Genomic DNA, 19,586 nt, shown 5'->3' on the forward strand with positions numbered 1-19,586 from the left:
TTAAAAATTGGTGTGGCCGCGAAGCCGGTCAAGTTCACGACGTTCGCGTTTTGTAGGACGCCCTGAGCCTCGTTCACGAACGGCCACGAGGGCGCGTTCTTCTTTAGGCGGCGGTGGGGGCGTGTGGTCTATATAGCAGGTGGCGGCGATGGGTGCACTAACTCGTTTGAGGATGATGGTGCGCACTTCAACGATTCGTTCACCTGCTTCAGAAAACACTCGAATCGTGTCGCCGGGTTTGACCGGTGTGGACGGTTTGGCTCGCTCATTGTTGACACGAACGTGCCCAGCGCGGCATCCAGCCGCCGCGACACTACGGGTCTTGGCGAGTCGTGTTGCCCACACCCACACGTCAACGCGGGCTCGTGCGGGGCCAACATTTTCGGGGGTTTCCATACAAAATAGGTTACGCGGTGGATGTGAAGATTCGTGACCGAACACGAGCAAGCACCGCAGACGTCTGATGGTCGTCGTAGACTTTTGAGCATGACCTTTCGTGGTGCACAAGTTCAATTCACAGTAATGCCCGGCGCAACCCACACCCCGGGGCAGGCTCCGCGCGGCTCTATGCCGCCAGACCCATTCGTTGACGACCCCTCAACCGGTTCAGGTCAAACATCAACGAGTTTGTTAGAAAGAACCGAAACAACAGAACAAACCGAACCTGGCGATCACGAACGTTTCGCACACTATGTGCGGAAAGAAAAAATCATGGAGTCTGCTTTAAGCGGGCGTCCAGTCATCGCCTTGTGCGGAAAAGTATGGGTTCCTGGACGAGACCCAAAAAAGTTTCCGGTCTGCCCCATCTGTAAAGAAATTTATGACGGGCTACGAGACCCACAAGACAACGACCCTGGTGCAGGTGACGACAGCAAGTGAATTCCGAGCTGGATCTCTTTTCAGCGACCGAAATAGACGAGGACTCCGCTGACGCACACGCACAGCGAGGCCTCTCAGCAGGTGACCAGTTGCCCATGTCGGCGCGAGCTCCACAAGCTGCTTCCGTCGCTGCCGCATCCCACCTGTCGCCGACCTTCCCGACCCGTGCACCATGGGGAACCGCAACCAAACTTCGGGCATGGCAGGCCGAAGCACTCGATTTGTATCGAGAGCAAGAACCACGAGACTTCCTTGCCGTAGCAACCCCCGGCGCAGGTAAAACAACGTTCGCGTTGCGTCTTGCAACTGAACTTTTAGAACGACGCGTCGTACGTAAAGTGACGGTTGTTGCACCCACCGAACATTTAAAGCATCAGTGGGCTGACGCTGCCGCACGAGTTGGTATCCAACTCGACCCGAACTATAAAAACGCGCAAGGAAAAACCGCCGACTATTACGACGGTGTGGCCCTCACATACGCGCAGGTTGCCGCAAACCCTGCCTTGCATGCCAACCGCACACAAAACGCGCGCACCCTCGTCATTCTCGACGAAGTTCACCACGGCGGTGACGCACTATCGTGGGGCGACGCAATCCACGAAGCGTTCGACCTAGCTACACGACGACTCAGCCTCACCGGAACGCCATTCCGGTCAGACACTGCAGCAATCCCATTCGTAAAATACGAAAAAGACCACGACGGAATCAGACGGTCAGTGGCCGACTACACGTACGGTTACGGGCAAGCCCTCAAAGACCACGTTGTGCGCCCGGTCATTTTCATGTCCTATGCCGGGTCTATGCGATGGCGTACGCGGGCAGGTGACGAACTTGCCGCGAACTTGGGCGAAGCCATGACTAAAGACATGACATCGCAGGCTTGGCGTACCGCACTCGACCCACAAGGCGAATGGATACCTTCCGTACTTGCGGCAGCCGACAAGCGACTCACCGAAGTGCGTCGAGCCATCCCTGACGCGGGTGGACTCGTTATCGCATCCGACCAAGACGACGCACGCGCCTATGCTGGACACCTCGCCCGAATCACTGGAACTTCACCTACGGTCGTGCTTTCAGACGATTCAGGGGCAGGGAAACGAATCGACGAGTTCTCAAACTCCACCGATCGTTGGATGGTCGCAGTGCGCATGGTGTCCGAGGGCGTGGACGTGCCCCGGCTTGCAGTTGGCGTGTATGCCACAAGCACCCAAACCCCATTGTTCTTTGCCCAAGTCATAGGACGCTATGTTCGCGCCCGTAAACGTGGCGAAACAGCCTCCGTTTTCTTGCCCTCTGTTGGGCCTTTGTTGGCGCTCGCGAACACGATGGAAGAGGAACGCGATCACGCACTCGACCGGAAAACAACCGGTGATGAGTCGTCGCTGTATAACCCTGAAGATGCGTTAGTTGCTGAGGCTAACCGTGAAGAGAAGGCATCATCGGAGCTCATTCAGGGTTCTTTTGAAATGCTGGAATCGTCGGCGTCTTTCGACAAAATCTTGTTTGATGGTGGCGAGTTTGGTGCGGGCGCGGATGTTGGCTCACAAGAAGAACTCGACTTTTTGGGGCTGCCTGGTTTGCTTGACGCAGATCAGGTGAGCGTATTGTTGCGGCAGCGGCAGTCGGAGCATTTGACGTCACGTTCTGCGTCGCAGCGTGCTGTTGAAGCGGAACGATCTGAAATGGATCACCGTAAAGCGGCAGCGTTACGTAAAGAGCTGCAACAGCTTGTGAATGCGTGGGCGCGCCGGTCTGGGCAGCCTCATGGTTCGATTCATAACGAGTTGCGTCGTCGTTCTGGTGGCCCAGAGGTGCCTCAAGCCAGCCTCGCACAACTCGAAAATCGTGTTGAGGTTGTGCGCGGCTGGTTTGTTGGGCGTAAGTAAACCGCTGGGTTAGCTCAGGGTGTGTGTCACTGTTGGGATAGCTACTTCCCCTGTTGATAGGCGCATGGCGTTGCGGGGGAGTTCAGCACGTGAGTCGTGGTGGCGGGCTACAGCGCGTTCAAGCCCGTCGCGTCCAGTCCATGTGGCATCGACCTGACCTGAACGCACCAGAGGCACATGCAGCGGGCGCGCTTGCGGGTGTGCGCTCATCCATTGTTGGGTGTCTTCTGGGGTGCCGATGAGGAGGGTTTCGCTGGCTGCTTTACCGTCGTCGTTGAATTCACGAACAGCGGTTTTGCGGCCTCCCACCGATGTTTTTGACGTTGAGGCTTTCGCTACGGGTTCCATTACGCCGTTGGAGTTTTCTCTAGAAACTAGCTTGTACACCATGGACGATGTGGGGGCTCCTGAACCTGTCACAAGTTTTGTGCCCACCCCGTAGGAGTCAACGGGTGCGGAAGAAAGTCCGGCTATGGCGTATTCGTCGAGGTCGGATGTGACGGTGATTTTTGTGTTGGTTGCGCCAAGCGCGTCAAGTTGTTTGCGGACTTCTACGGCTTGCACGCCAAGGTCGCCGGAGTCGAGTCGTACTGCACCGAGTGATGTTCCTGCAACCTTGATAGCTGTTTCGACGCCGCGTGTTACATCATAGGTGTCGACGAGGAGGGTTGTGTCGGTGCCAAAGGAATCGATTTGCGCGGCAAAGGCTTCTTCTTCGCTGTCGTGCAGCAGTGTAAACGCGTGCGCGGCGGTACCAATTGCAGGTATCCCGTAGAGTCGAGCCGCCTCATAGTTGGACGTTCCTGTGAACCCTGCAACATATGCGGCACGGGCTGCGCTAACGGCCGCGTATTCGTGTGCCCGACGAGCCCCCATATCTAAACAGGGTCGCCCTTTTGCGGCACCGGTCATACGTGATGCAGCGGAAGCGACCGCAGAGTCATGATTCAAAATAGATAGGGCAAGAGTTTCGAGAATAACGGCATGTGCGAAGTCACTTTCAACAGTCATGATGGGACTATTGGGGAAGTAAACTTCACCTTCGGCGTATCCGTAAATGTCACCTGAAAAGGTGAAAGTTTCGAGGAAAGACAAGGTGTCGTCGTTGAGTTTTCCTTCACCGTGCAGATAGTCGATATCTGTGGGGGTGAAACGGAACGTGTGGAGTTCTTCAAGAAACCGGCCGGTTCCCGCAACCACGCCGTAACGCCGCCACGAGGGAAGACGGCGCGTGAAGAGCTCAAAAACGCATGTACGGTGGGCGGTGCCGTTTTTGAGTGCGGCTTGAATCATTGTGAGTTCATATTTGTCTGTAAGGAGTGCGGTTCCCATAGGTACAAAGGTAATGCACCTTGTGTTTTTCACGCGTGCCGCAAGTGCGAGTAGCAGGTCGAGGACCATACGATGAGTAGTGTGAGTACGCAGCCAATTCATCACAATCAACCCGACAGCGACGTGTCGACGCAACCGAACGCGCCGTGGGTTGTGATCGTGTGGAACGATCCGGTGAACTTAATGAATTATGTGGCTTACGTTTTTGAAAGCTATTTTGGTTTTTCGCAGGAAAAAGCCCACACCTTGATGATGCAGGTGCATCGTGAGGGTCGGGCTGTAGTGGCTTCGGGAAGTCGCGAGAAGATCGAATTTGATGTGCAAGCCATGCACGGTTACGGCTTGTGGGCGACAATGCAACGGAGCGATGCGTAGTGGCTAGACCTTTTGGTGCGTCCCCCTTTGAAGACGGCAATTTTATTGCCTACCTGACAACAGGGGAGAGGCTTTTCCTTGTGCGTGCTGCCGCGGATGTGGTGGAGCTTTTAGGTGAAGAAGATGGCGTAGGGCACGGTTCAGAGTTTAACGACGAGCCTGAAAACTCAGAGTATTCATCATACGATTCGCATGATGCAGCCAGCAGCGTGATCAATCATGAGGAGTTTTCTCGCGACCAAGATGCAGAAACCATTGCCGAGAACTTAGAGCGGCTACTGTCTGCCTTAAATAACTATGACGAACCGTATATCCCCACGGACCCTGCCATTCGTAGGCTGCTGCCAGACGCGTCGTTAGACGCCGAAATCGCTGCAGAGTTTCGCAAGTTCACAGATTTTGATCTTCGCGAACAAAAAGTGCAGCGCCTGCTCATGTTTTCTGCCCTGCTCACAGACGTCGACCCGAGCCGTGACGACGACGAACACTTAGAGTTTGTGGTCCCTGGCGAAAACACTGAAGCGATCGCTGGCGCGTTGGGGGACATTCGGATTGTGTTGGGGGAGCGCCTCGACCTGAAAACAGACGGCGACTCGGAAGACTTACACGATTTTGTGGTGGGCATCCAGCAAGATTTAATGACAGGGGCACTGGACGAAGAGGACATGTCCGACGACGATGAACGCCGCTACATTATGGGAATCCTGTTTGAGTTAGCAGGCTTTTTGCAGGAGTCGTTGGTGGGGTGCATGCTGGATGAGATGCGTTCCAGACCGCCACAAAAATAGTGTGTGGTGTATCACTGTGGGGGTTCCCACGGTAGCTGGATAGCTCATCTGTGGACCCTAAACGTTACTCTCTATATGTGAACAATTCGCCGATTGGAATCTTTGACTCTGGTGTTGGTGGGCTCACTGTGGCGCGATCCATTTTGGATCAACTCCCACACGAGTCTGTTTTATATATTGGAGACACCGCGAATTCGCCGTATGGCCCCAAGCCTCTTGCCGCTGTGCGTTCTTTTGCGCTGGAAATTATGGACGAGCTCGTCAACGAAGGCGTAAAGATGCTCGTCATCGCCTGCAACTCGGCTTCTGCTGCGGTACTGCGGGACGCACGCGAACGTTACACCGTGAAACGTGGGATACCTGTTGTTGAAGTGATCCTCCCTGCCGCGCGACGCGCAGTGTCCTCAACTAGGTCAGGGCGCGTCGGAGTTATCGGTACGCGAGCGACAGTGGACTCACGCGCCTACGACGATGCGCTCTCCATCGCCGAAAACATTACTGTGACCTCACAGGCCTGCCCCGAATTTGTTGAACTCGTTGAAGCAGGCATCACCACTGGCCCGCGCGTACTGGATGCCGCACACCGGTATCTTGAACCTATCCGCGAAGCAGACGTCGACACCCTCATTTTGGGGTGCACCCACTACCCGCTACTTGCTGGTGTGATCTCCTATGTGATGGGAGAAGACGTCACCCTCGTCTCAAGTTCCGACGAAACCGCTAAAAGCGTGTACCGCACACTGCTCGAATACGGGTTAGAACGCGACTCCGATGCTCCCGCACCAGAACACCAATTCCGGTCCACCGGCGACAGCGCAGTATTTACTGAACTTGCTCGACGCTTCCTCGGGCCAGAAGTATCACGAGTGGAGACAATGGCATGAAACTCACCGTAGTGGGAATGTCCGGCTCGTATGCTGGCCCCCAATCTCCGGCATCGTGCTACCTCGTGCAAGCCACCGACCCGAACGGACGCGAATGGTCCATAGTGTTAGACCTCGGTTCGGGTGCTTTTGGCGCATTGCAACGCCACATTGACCCGTTTGATGTTGATGCGCTCGCGATCACGCACCTGCATCCAGACCACTGCTCAGATTTGAGCGGCTACTACGTGTACTACAAGTACCATCCGCAGTGGGGTACAGAATTTTCTGACCGCAACCCCATACCCGTGTTCGCTCCCACTGACGCGGCAGACAGGTTTGCGGTTGCATACGGGCTAGAAGACGGCGAATCTATGGACACACAGTTCACGCATGTGCCATGGAAGTGCGGCTCTACTGTGACTGTTGGGCCGTTCACTATCGACGTGCATGAAGTGAACCACCCAGTCGAAGCCTACGGATTCCGCATCTCTGGACCTTCCGAACATGACCCGTCTCGTACCGTCGTATTAGGTTATTCGGGGGACACCGACGACTGCCAAGGCGTACGCGACATTGCACGAAACGCTGACGTGTTCCTCTGCGAAGCAGCTTTCCTTGAAGGACGCGACGACGGCATCGTCGACCTGCACCTCACCGGCAAGCGGGCCGCACGCATCGCTACAGACAGCAAAGCTAAACGACTCATCCTGACGCACATACCGTCATGGAATGACCCAGAGATTACCCGCGCTGAAGCACGCAACGAATACGCTGGTGAAACACACATTGCAGAACCCGGCACAACATATTCTTTCTAAAGATTACGCAACACAAGTTACCCGAATCGGAGTTACCCCTAACAATGTCACAGCCACGCCTTGTCCTTGCCACACACAACGAACACAAGGTGGGAGAGCTGCGGGCAATCCTTTCCAACATGGACGCACTACCGTTCAGCGCTGAAGAGATCGTTGGGGCACGCGACTTCGGGGTTCCAGAACCCAAAGAAGACGGCGTAACCTTCGCAGAAAACGCGTTGATCAAAGCTCGCGCCCTATGCAAAGCAACAGGACTCCCAGCCATCGCCGACGACTCAGGGTTAGCCGTCGACGTACTAGGCGGCTCACCGGGCATATTTTCTGCACGCTGGGCAGGGAAACACGGCGACGACGCCGCGAACCTTGACCTACTCCTCGCACAACTTTCCGACATTGACGAACCACATCGTCGCGCCCGATTCGTGTGCGCTGCCGCCCTCGTCACCCCAGACGGTCACGAACACGTCGAAGAAGGAACCCTCGAAGGAACCCTCCTCTTTGAACGACGCGGAAACGGCGGATTCGGGTACGACCCAATCTTGCAGCCACTCGGCGAAACCCGCTCCTGCGCCGAACTCACACCAAACGAAAAACACGCTATTAGCCACCGCGGAAAAGCGTTCCGTGCGCTCGCCGCACACATCACAAACGTACTCGGTGCGTAACGATCAAAAAAGTAGCAGGCAGTGCAGGTTTAACCGTTAACTGAACCGTGCACACGCTTGCGCTGGATCTTCACCATAGAACTCCACACAATACGCCAGCCCACAAGCATCAAAACAAGAAAACCTAACGCAACCAGCGGGAAACCACCACTATTTGTTTGACCGCTACTCAACCGCAACAGCAAGCCAACACCCCACGTAATAACCGCGAGCGCACACGCTGACGGCCAAATACGTAAGGCAACAGGAAAGTCGTGAATGTTCCGCCACTGCCGTGTGACGAGCCACGCAATAGCAAGCCCGGTGAGGAACGGCCAAGCAGTTGTTAACACCCCAACGATAGTGTTTTCTTCAGCATGTGAAGAGCGTCCCGACGCCGCAAAAAGCAGCACGAATGTCACGTCAAGGGCAGCCCACAACCACGTTTTTTTCACGCCTCAACCCTATACCAACGCTGTATCCCTCCACCTTAGAACTAGTATGAAACGATGCATGTAATAGCCGAGAACATTGAATATCACTATCCGGGTAGGCGCGTACTATCGGGAGTTGATGTGCGCGTCTCGCAAGGAGACCGGCTAGCACTTGTTGGCGAAAACGGTTCAGGCAAAACAACATTGTTGCGTGTTCTCGCTCAAGAACTGCACCCGCAGGTGGGGACAGTGCGCACGCAGGGCACCCGCGCGTATGTTCCTCAAGAGTTCGACACCCCACCGCACACTACGGTGGGGGACATTATCGACACATCATTGGCTGCCCTGCATGATGCTGCCGCGCAGCTCGAAACCGCAGCCCACAATTTTGACCACAACACGGGTTCCCTCGCGGAGCTCACTCGCATACTCGAAAAAGTTGAACACCTTGCCGCATGGGATGCAGAACGCCGCATCACTGAAGCGTTGACTCGACTATCTGCGTGCACTCGCAGAGAAACCCTGCTTAGTGAACTTTCCGTTGGGGAGCGCTACCGGGTGCGGCTCGCCTGCACGCTCGTTGAACGCCAAGACATCCTGCTCCTCGACGAACCCACCAACCATCTCGACGAAGCAGCAATCAGCTACCTCACCGCAACAATGATGAACTGGCATGGCGCAATCATCGTGGTCACCCACGACCGTATGCTCCTCGACGATGTCGCAACAGCAATACTTGACCTTGACCCATCCATGGATGGAAAACCATCCCTCTACGGACAACCCGGATACCTTGCGTTTCGTTTCGCTAAAAATGAGGCGTGGCGGCGCTGGAACCAGCGCTACCGGGCAGAACGCAAACGCGCCATCCAACTCGAACAGAGGCTCGACCGCACCTACGAAGGGCTCTCTGACGAATGGCGGCCACCCAAAGGTTCACAAAAAAACCGGCGCGGAACCCGCGCACGCATACACGTCAAAGCAGCAGACCGGCTCGTCGAAAAACTTAAAGCAGAAGCTGTAGAAATACCGCCGCCGCCACCCGTACTCAACTTTCCAGACCTGCCGGCAATGTCTCCCGGATGGGACCCAGACTCCCCACTCATAGACGTACGCAACATACGGGCAGACCACAACGGGCACACCATGCTCGACCTACCCGCACGCAGAATAACCATCACACCCGCGTCACGACTACTCGTCACCGGACCAAACGGGTCAGGAAAATCAACATTTTTGCGTGTCCTCGACGGCAGCCAACCCATCAGCAGAGGCTACCGAACAGCACGCGACGACTTGCGCTGCGGAATCGTCAGCCAAGAAAGCACACTACTTAACTCCATCAACGCAGACGCACACCCAACCTGCTTTGACTTGTATGCGCAACGCGCACTCGACCTACTCTCGAGTGGGAAACTAGACCCAGAAAACGTTGTACCAGTCGCATACCTTGGGTTACTCAGCGAAGAAATCCTCGACCGGCCCTTCGCTGAACTCTCAGCAGGTCAACGCAAACGCTTCGAACTGGCGTGCGCACTCCTCGCGATGCCACACGTCCTCATCCTCGACGAACCCACCAACCACCTGTCAATAGACCTCGTCGACGACCTCACCCAAGCACTCATCAAAACTTCCGCAGCAGTCGTCGTCGCAACCCACGACCGACAAATGCGCGCAGACTTTGCCACGTGGACCCACCTAGACCTATAACCACCAAACCAAACCGTTACACAAGCCGACCAACGTGGCTTAACGCCTGACGCAACAACACATCCTGGCCGCCCTGCATTTCAGCGAGAACCTCAGCAGACACAGCCTCTTCAGGGGTCAACCACGCAAGATCCAACGAATTATGTTGCGGCACACAATCACCACGCACCGGAACCACATAAGCCAACGACACCGCATGCTGCCGCGGATCATAATACGAAGTAATCCCAGGCGTCGGAAAATATTCTGCAACAGTAAAAGGCTGCGGAGAAGCAGGCACAAGCGGCAACGCGACAGGCCCCAAATCCTTCTCAATATGACGCAACAACGCGTCACGAATCCGCTCGTGATACAACACGCGACCAGACACGAGCGCTCGCGTGATGTGCCCGGAGTCTGTTGCCCGCAGCAGCAGTCCAACGGAAATCACGTCGCCTGCTTCATCAACTCGAACCGGAACAGCGTCAACATAAACGAGTGGTAGTTGGCCGCGCGCGCTAGTTATGTCTTCGGCAGAAAGCCAGCCTGCTGGGCGGGAAAAGTCGTCGCCAAAGTCTCGTGGTGCAAAGTCTGCTGTATTGGTCACACATCGGTTCTATCGTGTTTTGTGAGTTGGCGCAGGTTTGCAACACCCGAGGGTAGGTTTTCTTAGTGAGATTCGCCAACAGCCGAAAACCCTCGGAATAATTTGAAGTCCTGTAGCGTCGTTACAAGCAGATACCTTCGGCATTCGCCACGTTGCCGTCGGACAGTCACTTTAGAAGTAGAGAAGTGGCTGAGCACAACAATCCACATTGGAGGAACCACATGGCAACGCACGAACTTACTGAAGCAGGATTTTCTGAGGTTATCGCAAACAACGACATCGTATTCGTTGACTTTTGGGCTGAATGGTGTGGCCCATGCCGCATGTTCGCGCCAGTTTTTGAAAAGTCTTCAGAAACTAACGCAGACATCTACCACGGTAAGGTCGACACTGAAGCTGAGCAGGGACTTGCAGCCGCTGCTGGCATCACCTCCATCCCAACTTTGATGGCATTCCGTGAAGGCGTGTTGGTGTTCTCGCAGGCTGGCGCACTACCAGCACCGCAACTTCAGCAAGTCGTTGACGCAGTTAAAGCGTTGGACATGGACGACGTGCGCGCTCAAATCGCTGAGCAAAACAACGCATAACCTGACATCTAAAAAAGGGTGTGCCACCAGCCTGCGCGGCTTGGAGGCACACCCTTTTTCGTGTTTTTGAGACCTACCGAAAGTTAGTCTTCATCGCGGGCAACGTCAGATGACGGTTGATGCACGTGCGCGTAACTGTCGCTCATCCGTGCGATGTCGTCGGCCGACACGGGGGTAGCGTTACGCCGATACGTTAAATCAGTGATTATGCGGCCCTTTTCTAAGCCTTTTCGCTCAAAACTGGTGATGACACGTCCAGTGAACCGTTCCGAATCTGACACAAGGTCAAAGTATGGGCTGGCGTTAATCACATCAACCATGTGCTCGGCATACTCCACCCAGTCAGTGGCGAGCCGCCATACGCCACCTTCTTTAAGTACACGCGCTGCTTTAGGTGTGAACTCTGGTTGGATAAGGCGGCGCTTGTGATGCCGTGACTTATGCCATGGGTCGGGAAAGAACGTCCACAACTCAGTCAGTGAAGACCCCGGCAAGAAATGCCCGAGTGCTTCAGCAGCATCAGCCTGAACAATACGAATATTGTTTAGCTTGTGTTTGCGGATGCGGTACAGCGTAGATGCAATCCCTGGACGGTACACCTCAATAGGGAGAAAGTTTGTTTCAGGGTGGGTTAACGCAGCATTCGCTACGCATTCGCCCTGCCCAGAACCAATTTCAACGATTGTTGGGGCCCCCGAACGAGAAAACGCAGCATCAATATCGAGCCGAGCATGAGACGCAATTGATGTGCGTGAAATCGTGCGCTCAGGTTCGATAACGTACGTGGGTGCTAACTCGTCCCAAGCACGTTCTTGGCGGCCCTTTAACCGGGTTGAACGGCCAGCGAAAGAAACAATACGGGCTCTAAATTCGTGAGTGCGTGTTTCAGCAGAGTCATGCTGTGTGGCAGTGTTCTGCGAAAACGAATCATCCTCACGCTGCTGCGAGGGGGTGGGGGAGTTATCCTCTGTGGACATGCGTTCCTCGTGCCTGACAAGTCAATGAAAGCGGGTCATTTCCTAGTAATGCTACCCAGCGCGGACTCGAAAGAAGAAACCCGATACATCACAGTCAGCACCTGTTAATTTTCCAAGCACTCATATCCTTTGCTGAGCGCTGATTGGCCGCGCACTAACTTTTCGTCATCCCAATCAACTGATCTCCACGTATCTTTACCCCGCAACGATATCCATTTACCGTCTGCAGGTAGCCCTGGAGCCGTGGTAAGGAAAGCTCGAAAACCGCCTTTAAAAGATTCAAATGGCGGCAAATCAAACACGACGACCCACCAAATCTCATCAGGGTCGAGCCCTTCCCCAACTTTGACTTGGACTGTCCTTTTTGGATTACCAAAATCTTTTTTTATGCGTTCAATGAGCGCTGGGTCTACCGGTGCGCAAGACATCTTGGACATGATTGCCGGGTCAGAAGGAACAACTCGAGGTTCTGGTTCTGGGCTGGGCTCTTCCTCAACAATATCGAACACATAGGAGGACGGTTCGCTTGTTGGTTCGCTGCTTGTGTTAGGCGTCATAGATGCGGAATCTAAGGGCGTGGGTGTCTTATCAACGCTGCAGCTTGCAAGGAAAAGAACACTGCAGGCAAAGACAAGTGAAACAGAGAACACCCGATCTATCACGCTCATAACAATCCTTTTCAATGTAGAAGTGTACGTGCTGAGAGGTATTGCAAAAAATATGTGTAATTTCTGAAAGTTTTACAAATTTCAATATGTAAAATTTCGATGGTTTTCTGCCAGTTTCAAGAGATCTGTAACGGTTCTTAAAACTAATGTGTTGAGCTCTAAATAAGGTGAAGTGATTGAGCGCCCTTAGATTGCTCAAGTTCTGACCCTACTACACTATTCTATATTTTACGATCTTCCCACTTGTCCGATACGTCAGTATAGCCTGTAAGGGTACTAGGTTAACTTTATCTACTTTCTCGGCTTTCAAGTGAAAAGCTCCTTCAACTCTTTCAGGAAAAGGCTAACTAAAAGATGTTTTGTTGTTTAAAAAAACTAATCTCTATCATTAATGTGCATCAAACTGACACTCGTTCTGATAGTGGTGAAGGCTTTTTAGTTTTGATGGAGATTTAAGGATTCCTTGTGCAGTGCATAAAGCTTTTGCAAAGCATCTTTTAGAGCGCCTCTTTAAATATGCGGAGGATATATGAAACTCACGATCATTTCCGAACCTTTGTCCAATGCAAACAGGTCTGAGATGCGGCGTTTTACTGCAGAGGTGAGCGAGGTAGAGGCTGAGGCTTTGGTAACGCGCGACTTGGAAATCCGCTCTCGAACTGCAAATGACTCATCTGCAGTAAAGCCTAGGACTGCGCAAGAGATACTCACTGAGATCGGGAAAAACGAGTATAACGGTTGGCATAGTTTGTGGCGGCAGGACCGTCGCAAGAATCGACTTTGTTCATTCGAAAACTGGAACGCGTATGGAAATAGGGATGAACACTGTAGTCCAGCAATCGACGATGAACTAGTAAAAACTCAAGAACATATTGAGTATTTGAGGAAACTGCAGATTGTCTGCGGTTTGTTGAATGAATTCATATCAGACCTTCCAGAAACACAGAAGTCTGTTTTCGTTGAAATAATGGTAAATAACAGACCAGCGCAACAAGTAGCGAAATCGCGTGGTGTATCTAAAGCAGCAGTTTCAAAAGCATTATCCAATGCAAAAAAATCGTATTCGTGCGTTTTTAGAAGAAAAAGAGGTTAACTCGGCAGACCTTTCTGGCTTTCTTATGAACAGTTCTTTCGATGCTGTTCCAGACTTGGAGAAAGGAAAATATGATGGCTGCATCATGCGGTAAAAAAATCAACCCGTTTTCTGTTACTTTTAAAAGCACTCGTACTGCTTCAGATTTTTACACCTACAACCATGCGGTTGAATTGAGAACGGGAATTTATCAAGATGCTTTATGGGTATGGATTAGAGTGACAGTTAGACGGGTGAGTAATTATGCAGTTGGAGAAGCTGTGCAATTGCGTACACCTTGCGGGACTACAAATTTCTTACGTTACGGAAACGCTTCAAATGCTGTAGCTGGTTCCGTCGGCTGTACTGCAGCAATTTGTCTTGGGCAGCCTGCTTCATTAACCACGATTACGTACTCAGGCGTTGCATCTGGTGATTTTGCAACAAAAACTGCTCGAGTGTGATCTGTTGAAACTTTGAGCACTTAACTATTCTGCATAAATAAGTGTGGTGCATTTGTTTTCTTTTTGTTAACGGAGGCGTTGGATTGTTTTGTCGTTTTCGTTTTTCTGTGAGGGTCGGGTTGTTGAAGATCTTCACTTTTCGGTTTATTCCGATTCATTCATGTGTATTACCGCGTAGCGGTTTTCTTGAAGATTCCTCTTATGTGGAGGGGTTTCGTTTCTATTTTTGGAGAAATTATGGCTGATGCAAGGGTATTGGAAACTCAACGTTGGTTGAATTCTACGTATGGCACAGATGCGCGTTTTAACAAGGTTGAAGAAAATGGGCGTACTGGGTGGCCTACTATTAATGCGCTCACGAGGGCTCTGCAAATTGAGTTAGGGATTTCTACGACCGCAGATAATTTTGGTGCGGGAACGGAATCTCGTTTTGTTAATCGATGGCCTGATGGTATCGAGCAGCAGGCGGATGGTGATACGGCGACGAGTAACGTGTATGCGATTATTCAAGGTGCGTTGTGGTGTAAAGGGTATTCCACTGGTAGCCAGATCACCACGAATTTTTATGGTGGTACGGGATCTGCAATCCAAGGGCTGAAGGTGGATATGGGGTTTGAAACCCCAACAAGCACCGTGGACGTTGAAATCATGAAGGTTTTGCTGTCGATGAAACAGTTTGTGCTGCTTACTGCATATAACGGAAAACTATCGATCCGTGATGTTCAACAGCAAATTAACCGTAACTACCGCGCATATACGGGAATTATTCCCACAGATGGTCTTTATGGCCGGGAGATGAACAAGGCACTTATTCAGGTGTTGCAAGCGATCGAGGGGTATACCCCGGCGCAAGCAACGGGAAACTTTGGTGCAGGGACTCGATCACGCCTTAAAACAATTAACGCAGCTAACGCGTCAACGTATCCGCAGTGGGTGTGGTTGGGAATTGTTGCTTTGATGTGTAATGGTCATGAAGGGCAAAGCCGTGACACATGGTATTCGACATTGCCTGTGGTTATCCGGAAGTTCCAAGAAGACTATGCGATTGCGGTGACGCAGCAGTTTGACCCCACCACGTGGATGAGTCTTTTAACGTCGAAGGGTAACCCTGATCGTCCCGCGGTAGCATGTGATACACGATTTGAGATCACTGCTTCACGTCTTGCAACCCTAAAAGCAGAGGGCTATCAAATAGTTGGCCGGTACCTTACTGAACCGAATCAAGATACGAAACTGCCGGAACAATATTTCAAAGCTATCCGTCCAGGTGAACTCGAGCGAATAACTGCTGGGGGTATGAAGTTCTTCCCGATTTTCCAAGAAAATTCGCGACTCCTTGAAGACTTTACCCCGCAAAACGGTGCACGCCATGCCCGTGAAGCGCGTGAGGCAGCACAACGGTTGGGGATCCCACCAACATACATTTACTTTGCAGTGGATATGGACATCCTTGGAGGGCAAATCGATGCACATATCGCTCCTTACTTCCGTGCCATCTACACCAACCTTGGCGGCGGATACAAGGTCGGTATTTATGCTTCTCGGAACGTGTGCACAGAGATCATCAATGCAGGATTAGCAGGATCAGCTTTCGTATCTGACATGTCATCAGGGTTTTCTGGAAACCTAGGTTTCCCTATCCCACAAGCATGGAATTATGACCAGTTCACCGAAATATCGAACTATAAAGGCCAAGACTGGGACCTCGACAAAGTCGCATACTCAGAACGCGTACCAGCAGTCTCCTACGTCCGCCCACAATCTTCGGGCGGCCCCATCGTCGATCAAAACATCGACTACCACAAACTAGCCCCCATCGACCTCATCTGGCACCTCGAACAACGATTCGAAGAACTCCGCACCCAAGGAAAAGTCGGACAAGATTACATCCCAAACCCAGTAAGCGGCATTGGAACTTGGGTTTATGTTCCAACCTGGAAATGCATCATCAACTACCTCGCAAAAGACTACCTCCGCGACGGCGGCAGTAAGTCTTCTACACTGTGGGCAATATCCGCTGAAAGTTTTAGAACACGCGATGCCCAAATCTTAGAAGAAGACCCCACCGCATCACAGATCATTACAGCGTTAGACCGATACATCTCATCATGGCGACAACCAATGCTAGACCCAAGCGGAGAACGCATCGACCTATCACACCTATGCGCAACAACACTGGGATACACACAGGATTGGAGTTTTATCCCCAATAAATGGACAGGATGGGCTGGCGACCTTGCAACAGCAATGGCCGACATCAACACAGTCATGGAATGGAACCCAACCGCCAACATAACATCCGTTGCTGAAGCACTCGTTGGGCAAGACGAAAACTACCGATCCCACCCAGGACTAGCAGGCCTCACCGTGGACAAAAAGATCAACGGAAAATGGGTAGGCATCGGAAACACCTGCAACCGCGACGACCTATGCTGCGACGGAGACGCCATCGCACTAGCAGCAAACCTCGAAGCAGGAGACGACACCAACGCCTACCTCTTATCCACCACCCTGCGCCAGTACTACAACAACCCCACACAACTAGCCAACCGCTTCAAACAAATCGGCTGGGACGTAGGAGCGACAAACCAAACAGACGCACCAAACATCTTCTACTCACAGATGAAAGGTGGAGTGAATGATGCTAACCGCCTCTTTTTGGCTGGTAACGTTTCGGAGGATGTTATCAATGCTGCGTGCACAGCACTAGCACGGTATATCTTCTAGTCAGGAACACCAGTTTGTGTGCGGTGGGCTGCACGCGCGTACTTCCACGTACGTAACAAGCAGCCCACCCACAACAAACCAGCAGTAGCTCCGTACAGTCCGTACCATCCATACAAGCCAATAGTTATTGAAATAACAGGCGTGAAAGGGTAAGCGTAAGGGTCGGCGCCTTCACGGGCCCACCAGACAAACAAGACCGCCAGAATTCCACTTGTGTAGAGCACAACAGGTAAGAGTGTCAGTGCATAGCGTGGTGGAAGTGGTAGCCGCTTGGTTATGAATGGAAACACGACAAGAGTAATGACTAGTGGTCCAATTGGGTGAAGCCACCCGATAATCCATACTAGGGGCGTTCTCAACATGAGTAGAAACACTGTTTGGCATAGAGCTAGTGCTAGCCCGTTGAATAGCAGTGTGCGCCACGTGTATCCGTTTGTTTGAGTGGTGTACGTGTTCATCGTTCCCTTCCGTGGTGTTTAAGCCTACAGAAGGAAAACTCAACGATTGCGTGTTCGTGCGGAGTTTATGTGCATGTTATGCACACGCCGTTCGTCATTGTAAGTAGCAGCATTTCACAGCGAAACTGCTCTTAGCAGTACGTCGTTGCTGCCTCGTTTTCGCTTCTTCTTTCGTGGTCACGGTGGCGAACCGATTATCTCGTCACCACGATATTTGATGATTTTTAGACATAGTAAGGACGACATATGTTTTTAGACGTTGTCGGGGACAACGCGTTTCCCCTTATCAGTTATGTAGGGCAGTGGTTAGGCGACTTTGATGGCCTGCTGTACTCCTTACTTATTTTCGTTGTAGCGGACTACATTTCCGGGGTTTTCGTCGCTATTAATGCACGCCAACTGAGTTCAGCTGTTGGATTTCGAGGGATCTCACGCAAGATATTGATATTCGCTTTAGTTGGATTGGCGCACCTACTTGACGTTTACATCATTGGCGTACCGGGCATCTTACGCACCGTGACCATCTTGTTTTATTTAGCTAATGAAGGCATCTCATTAATCGAGAATGCAACCCGGTTGGGTTTACCCGTTCCCACCTCGATCCGTGAAGCACTCGACAACGTCGCACAACGAGCACACCGTCGTCCTCAACCCACACACCGCAAAGAAAAAGAGGGAAACTAAAATGACATTTTCGCCTTTAACCCATCGCAGCGTGACAACACGCAACTATTCGTCACGGCACGGTAAAAAAATTAGCCGACTGATCATTCACTACACGGCAGGAGGAACCGACGCATCAAACCTAGACCTCCTAGCCAATTCACACACATACGGACGACAAATATCTGCCACCTATCTCCTACAACGAGACGGCCGACTTATCGGGATAGTTCCAGAACAACACAGACCCTGGACCACAGGCAGCCGAACTGCTGACGAACCATCAATCACCGTAGAAACAGTAATAGCAGCACAAGGCTCAGCTACCACTCAACAAATGCACACACTCGCACACCTCGCCGCAGACCTATCCACTAGATACAACTGGGGAAAACTAACAAGGAAAAACGTGCGCGGACACCGAGAATTCGCACATACACAATGCCCAGGACCATACATATGGCCACGAATAACAAACATCATCGCCCACGCAAACACAATCCGTACACGCTCAACACAACCGCTAAACCACGAAAACATAAACACCCTGGCCCAAGCAGTCATACAAGGCAACTACGGCAACGGAAAAGAACGAAAACGCCGACTCGGCACCAACTACACCGCCATCCAACAACGAGTAAATGAGATCCTCAATGGTTAAGGCTCCTCGCGTTCAACATATGAGTAGGGCCCCATCGGTAACGATGGGGCCCTACTCATATGTATTTATTTGTTGTTCTTACCTGATTACTCAGGATAAGAACTTCGCTGTGCGCGAGGGGGACTTGAACTCTTGCCCCGCGCGAGCAGCCACCAGCACTAGAGGCAGAAATCCGCATGAAATCAACGATTCTCGGGGTGGTATTCACGTTCGCGTACCTCCCCTTACATGCGAAAACGTACTCGGCACCCCATCGTTTGCCCATGAGCTGCCGTCAACTTCCCTTCCGGTAGCGGGAGGGCGTCACCCCGAGATGCTGGTGCGACAGGCCGGTCGGGCGCGCTGGATGCTCTCGATGGCGGCCAGCGGACCCGTCATCAGCGCCACGTCAGTCAGTAGCACCAGGTAGAGCGAGTTCATCGAGGTGGCGCTCGAGCGTGCTGAGCAGCTGACCTGCTCCTTGCGGGTCTCCGCTCCACAGGCCCTGCATCGCGATTCCGTCCAGCAACGCTCGCAACCTCTGCGCTTCGTAGTCCGGGTCGCGTCCGCTGTCGAGCTGGCCCGCTGAGGCGAGGACGTCGACTGCGATTCGGCACCCCCTGCTCACGGCTGCGTTGAGTCTGACAGCGGCAGGGCGAAGGTCGCTGTCGGTGAGGGCGAGCACCCCCAGTTGCACTTGCGCGACCAACTCCAAGCGCCGCTCATCGTCCAGCGGCAACAGTTGGGCGAGCAACCCCTCGGCCAGAGCACGGCCTGTGAGGTCGAGCGAAGTGATCCTGGCGGTCGCTCGTTCCTCGATAAGTTCGAAGCAGTACTCCCGAAGGGCGTGCTGAGTGGGGAACGCTCGGCGCAATGAAGCAGCGGCTATGCCTGCCTCTGCTGCGACGCCCCGCACCGACAAGCCGGCAAGTCCATCACGTTCGAGGACGCGCAGGGCTGCCGCCCCGATCTCGGCGGTGCGTACCTCTGCGTCGATTCTCCGCGGCATGGC

Annotated in this window: 22 protein-coding genes; 14 read left to right on the forward strand and 8 right to left on the reverse strand. The window is 52.8% G+C overall.

Translation table 11 applies throughout. The features are described 5' to 3' along the window. The gene (locus tag ACR9EC_RS01110; RefSeq protein WP_435299690.1) at positions 1 to 396 is read right to left on the reverse strand and encodes an RNA-binding S4 domain-containing protein; all 396 of its coding nucleotides are present in this window, start codon (positions 394 to 396) and stop codon (positions 1 to 3) included. Between the two features lie 171 nt (positions 397 to 567). On the opposite strand from ACR9EC_RS01110, the gene ACR9EC_RS01115 reads away from it, so the two are divergent. Both ACR9EC_RS01115 and ACR9EC_RS01120 read left to right on the forward strand, forming a co-directional pair. Beyond that, positions 568 to 879, forward strand: a complete 312-nt coding sequence (locus ACR9EC_RS01115; RefSeq protein WP_435300581.1) for a DUF3039 domain-containing protein — start codon at positions 568 to 570, stop codon at positions 877 to 879. A 95-nt stretch (positions 880 to 974) separates the two neighbouring features. After that, positions 975 to 2,765: a DEAD/DEAH box helicase gene (locus ACR9EC_RS01120; protein WP_435300582.1), complete on the forward strand. Its 1,791-nt coding sequence runs from the start codon at positions 975 to 977 to the stop codon at positions 2,763 to 2,765. A 9-nt stretch (positions 2,766 to 2,774) separates the two neighbouring features. On the opposite strand, the gene ACR9EC_RS01125 is transcribed toward ACR9EC_RS01120, so the two are convergent. After that, the gene (locus ACR9EC_RS01125) at positions 2,775 to 4,097 is read right to left on the reverse strand and encodes a nicotinate phosphoribosyltransferase (RefSeq protein ID WP_435299691.1); all 1,323 of its coding nucleotides are present in this window, start codon (positions 4,095 to 4,097) and stop codon (positions 2,775 to 2,777) included. Between the two features lie 72 nt (positions 4,098 to 4,169). Between ACR9EC_RS01125 and clpS the strand changes: the two genes are divergently transcribed. The 5 genes from clpS to rdgB all read left to right on the forward strand — a co-directional run bounded on the left by clpS (position 4,170) and on the right by rdgB (position 7,609). After that, entirely contained in the window at positions 4,170 to 4,472 is a 303-nt protein-coding gene (gene clpS, locus ACR9EC_RS01130) for an ATP-dependent Clp protease adapter ClpS (RefSeq protein ID WP_435299692.1), read from the forward strand. Further along, a complete protein-coding gene (locus ACR9EC_RS01135; RefSeq protein ID WP_435299693.1) occupies positions 4,472 to 5,260 on the forward strand; it encodes a DUF2017 family protein in 789 nt (262 codons plus the stop codon). Before clpS ends, ACR9EC_RS01135 begins: the two co-directional genes overlap by 1 nt. Positions 5,261 to 5,337: 77 nt before the next feature. Continuing rightward, entirely contained in the window at positions 5,338 to 6,144 is an 807-nt protein-coding gene (gene murI / locus ACR9EC_RS01140; protein ID WP_435299694.1) for a glutamate racemase, read from the forward strand. After that, positions 6,141 to 6,944, forward strand: coding sequence for an MBL fold metallo-hydrolase (locus ACR9EC_RS01145; RefSeq protein ID WP_435299695.1), 804 nt, complete (start codon positions 6,141 to 6,143; stop codon positions 6,942 to 6,944). The genes murI and ACR9EC_RS01145 overlap by 4 nt, the downstream gene beginning before the upstream one ends. 44 nt (positions 6,945 to 6,988) lie before the next feature. Continuing rightward, entirely contained in the window at positions 6,989 to 7,609 is a 621-nt protein-coding gene (gene rdgB / locus ACR9EC_RS01150) for an RdgB/HAM1 family non-canonical purine NTP pyrophosphatase (protein WP_435299696.1), read from the forward strand. Between the two features lie 29 nt (positions 7,610 to 7,638). Here the strand turns inward: rdgB and ACR9EC_RS01155 are convergent, their stop codons facing one another. Next, positions 7,639 to 8,043: a DUF3054 domain-containing protein gene (locus ACR9EC_RS01155; protein WP_435299697.1), complete on the reverse strand. Its 405-nt coding sequence runs from the start codon at positions 8,041 to 8,043 to the stop codon at positions 7,639 to 7,641. 54 nt (positions 8,044 to 8,097) lie between these two features. Here ACR9EC_RS01155 and ACR9EC_RS01160 point away from each other — a divergent pair, with 54 nt between their 5' ends. Beyond that, positions 8,098 to 9,732, forward strand: coding sequence for an ABC-F family ATP-binding cassette domain-containing protein (locus ACR9EC_RS01160; RefSeq protein WP_435299698.1), 1,635 nt, complete (start codon positions 8,098 to 8,100; stop codon positions 9,730 to 9,732). 16 nt (positions 9,733 to 9,748) lie between these two features. On the opposite strand, the gene ACR9EC_RS01165 is transcribed toward ACR9EC_RS01160, so the two are convergent. Further along, positions 9,749 to 10,318, reverse strand: a complete 570-nt coding sequence (locus ACR9EC_RS01165; RefSeq protein ID WP_435299699.1) for an NUDIX hydrolase family protein — start codon at positions 10,316 to 10,318, stop codon at positions 9,749 to 9,751. Between the two features lie 221 nt (positions 10,319 to 10,539). Between ACR9EC_RS01165 and trxA the strand changes: the two genes are divergently transcribed. Beyond that, a complete protein-coding gene (trxA, locus tag ACR9EC_RS01170) occupies positions 10,540 to 10,905 on the forward strand; it encodes a thioredoxin (protein ID WP_435299700.1) in 366 nt (121 codons plus the stop codon). 83 nt (positions 10,906 to 10,988) lie between these two features. Here the strand turns inward: trxA and trmB are convergent, their stop codons facing one another. Then, the gene (gene trmB, locus ACR9EC_RS01175) at positions 10,989 to 11,882 is read right to left on the reverse strand and encodes a tRNA (guanosine(46)-N7)-methyltransferase TrmB (RefSeq protein WP_435299701.1); all 894 of its coding nucleotides are present in this window, start codon (positions 11,880 to 11,882) and stop codon (positions 10,989 to 10,991) included. A gap of 104 nt (positions 11,883 to 11,986) precedes the next feature. Continuing rightward, positions 11,987 to 12,439: a hypothetical protein gene (locus ACR9EC_RS01180; RefSeq protein WP_435299702.1), complete on the reverse strand. Its 453-nt coding sequence runs from the start codon at positions 12,437 to 12,439 to the stop codon at positions 11,987 to 11,989. Between the two features lie 640 nt (positions 12,440 to 13,079). Here ACR9EC_RS01180 and ACR9EC_RS01185 point away from each other — a divergent pair. The 3 genes from ACR9EC_RS01185 (at position 13,080) to ACR9EC_RS01195 (ending at position 16,813) form a co-directional block, all read left to right on the forward strand. Beyond that, on the forward strand, positions 13,080 to 13,643 hold the full coding sequence (locus tag ACR9EC_RS01185; RefSeq protein WP_435299703.1) for a hypothetical protein: 564 nt from the start codon (positions 13,080 to 13,082) through the stop codon (positions 13,641 to 13,643). 41 nt (positions 13,644 to 13,684) lie between these two features. Beyond that, on the forward strand, positions 13,685 to 14,086 hold the full coding sequence (locus ACR9EC_RS01190) for a hypothetical protein (protein WP_435299704.1): 402 nt from the start codon (positions 13,685 to 13,687) through the stop codon (positions 14,084 to 14,086). A gap of 237 nt (positions 14,087 to 14,323) precedes the next feature. Next, positions 14,324 to 16,813: a glycoside hydrolase domain-containing protein gene (locus tag ACR9EC_RS01195; protein WP_435299705.1), complete on the forward strand. Its 2,490-nt coding sequence runs from the start codon at positions 14,324 to 14,326 to the stop codon at positions 16,811 to 16,813. On the opposite strand, the gene ACR9EC_RS01200 is transcribed toward ACR9EC_RS01195, so the two are convergent. After that, entirely contained in the window at positions 16,810 to 17,271 is a 462-nt protein-coding gene (locus ACR9EC_RS01200) for a hypothetical protein (RefSeq protein ID WP_435299706.1), read from the reverse strand. The genes ACR9EC_RS01195 and ACR9EC_RS01200 overlap by 4 nt on opposite strands. 246 nt (positions 17,272 to 17,517) lie before the next feature. Between ACR9EC_RS01200 and ACR9EC_RS01205 the strand changes: the two genes are divergently transcribed. Both ACR9EC_RS01205 and ACR9EC_RS01210 read left to right on the forward strand, forming a co-directional pair. Beyond that, entirely contained in the window at positions 17,518 to 17,955 is a 438-nt protein-coding gene (locus ACR9EC_RS01205; protein WP_435299707.1) for a phage holin family protein, read from the forward strand. A 1-nt stretch (position 17,956) separates the two neighbouring features. Then, positions 17,957 to 18,595: an N-acetylmuramoyl-L-alanine amidase gene (locus ACR9EC_RS01210; protein ID WP_435299708.1), complete on the forward strand. Its 639-nt coding sequence runs from the start codon at positions 17,957 to 17,959 to the stop codon at positions 18,593 to 18,595. Positions 18,596 to 18,983: 388 nt separating this feature from the next. Here the strand turns inward: ACR9EC_RS01210 and ACR9EC_RS01215 are convergent, their stop codons facing one another. Further along, entirely contained in the window at positions 18,984 to 19,583 is a 600-nt protein-coding gene (locus tag ACR9EC_RS01215) for a TetR/AcrR family transcriptional regulator (RefSeq protein WP_435299709.1), read from the reverse strand. Between the last annotated feature and the right edge of the window lie 3 nt (positions 19,584 to 19,586).

This window comes from Timonella sp. A28 (genome assembly GCF_051200815.1).
Taxonomy (GTDB): domain Bacteria; phylum Actinomycetota; class Actinomycetes; order Actinomycetales; family Cellulomonadaceae; genus Timonella.

What these genes read in the sequence shown, in the direction of transcription:
- ACR9EC_RS01110 (WP_435299690.1), bottom strand. Translation starts at nt 396, where the DNA reads ATGGAAACCCCCGAAAATGTTGGCCCCGCACGAGCCCGCGTTGACGTG.
- ACR9EC_RS01115 (WP_435300581.1), top strand. Translation starts at nt 568, where the DNA reads ATGCCGCCAGACCCATTCGTTGACGACCCCTCAACCGGTTCAGGTCAA.
- ACR9EC_RS01120 (WP_435300582.1), top strand. Translation starts at nt 975, where the DNA reads ATGTCGGCGCGAGCTCCACAAGCTGCTTCCGTCGCTGCCGCATCCCAC.
- ACR9EC_RS01125 (WP_435299691.1), bottom strand. Translation starts at nt 4,097, where the DNA reads ATGGGAACCGCACTCCTTACAGACAAATATGAACTCACAATGATTCAA.
- clpS (WP_435299692.1), top strand. Translation starts at nt 4,170, where the DNA reads ATGAGTAGTGTGAGTACGCAGCCAATTCATCACAATCAACCCGACAGC.
- ACR9EC_RS01145 (WP_435299695.1), top strand. Translation starts at nt 6,141, where the DNA reads ATGAAACTCACCGTAGTGGGAATGTCCGGCTCGTATGCTGGCCCCCAA.
- rdgB (WP_435299696.1), top strand. Translation starts at nt 6,989, where the DNA reads ATGTCACAGCCACGCCTTGTCCTTGCCACACACAACGAACACAAGGTG.
- ACR9EC_RS01160 (WP_435299698.1), top strand. Translation starts at nt 8,098, where the DNA reads ATGCATGTAATAGCCGAGAACATTGAATATCACTATCCGGGTAGGCGC.
- trxA (WP_435299700.1), top strand. Translation starts at nt 10,540, where the DNA reads ATGGCAACGCACGAACTTACTGAAGCAGGATTTTCTGAGGTTATCGCA.
- trmB (WP_435299701.1), bottom strand. Translation starts at nt 11,882, where the DNA reads ATGTCCACAGAGGATAACTCCCCCACCCCCTCGCAGCAGCGTGAGGAT.
- ACR9EC_RS01180 (WP_435299702.1), bottom strand. Translation starts at nt 12,439, where the DNA reads ATGACGCCTAACACAAGCAGCGAACCAACAAGCGAACCGTCCTCCTAT.
- ACR9EC_RS01185 (WP_435299703.1), top strand. Translation starts at nt 13,080, where the DNA reads ATGAAACTCACGATCATTTCCGAACCTTTGTCCAATGCAAACAGGTCT.
- ACR9EC_RS01190 (WP_435299704.1), top strand. Translation starts at nt 13,685, where the DNA reads ATGCTGTTCCAGACTTGGAGAAAGGAAAATATGATGGCTGCATCATGC.
- ACR9EC_RS01195 (WP_435299705.1), top strand. Translation starts at nt 14,324, where the DNA reads ATGGCTGATGCAAGGGTATTGGAAACTCAACGTTGGTTGAATTCTACG.
- ACR9EC_RS01200 (WP_435299706.1), bottom strand. Translation starts at nt 17,271, where the DNA reads ATGAACACGTACACCACTCAAACAAACGGATACACGTGGCGCACACTG.
- ACR9EC_RS01205 (WP_435299707.1), top strand. Translation starts at nt 17,518, where the DNA reads ATGTTTTTAGACGTTGTCGGGGACAACGCGTTTCCCCTTATCAGTTAT.
- ACR9EC_RS01210 (WP_435299708.1), top strand. Translation starts at nt 17,957, where the DNA reads ATGACATTTTCGCCTTTAACCCATCGCAGCGTGACAACACGCAACTAT.
- ACR9EC_RS01215 (WP_435299709.1), bottom strand. Translation starts at nt 19,583, where the DNA reads ATGCCGCGGAGAATCGACGCAGAGGTACGCACCGCCGAGATCGGGGCG.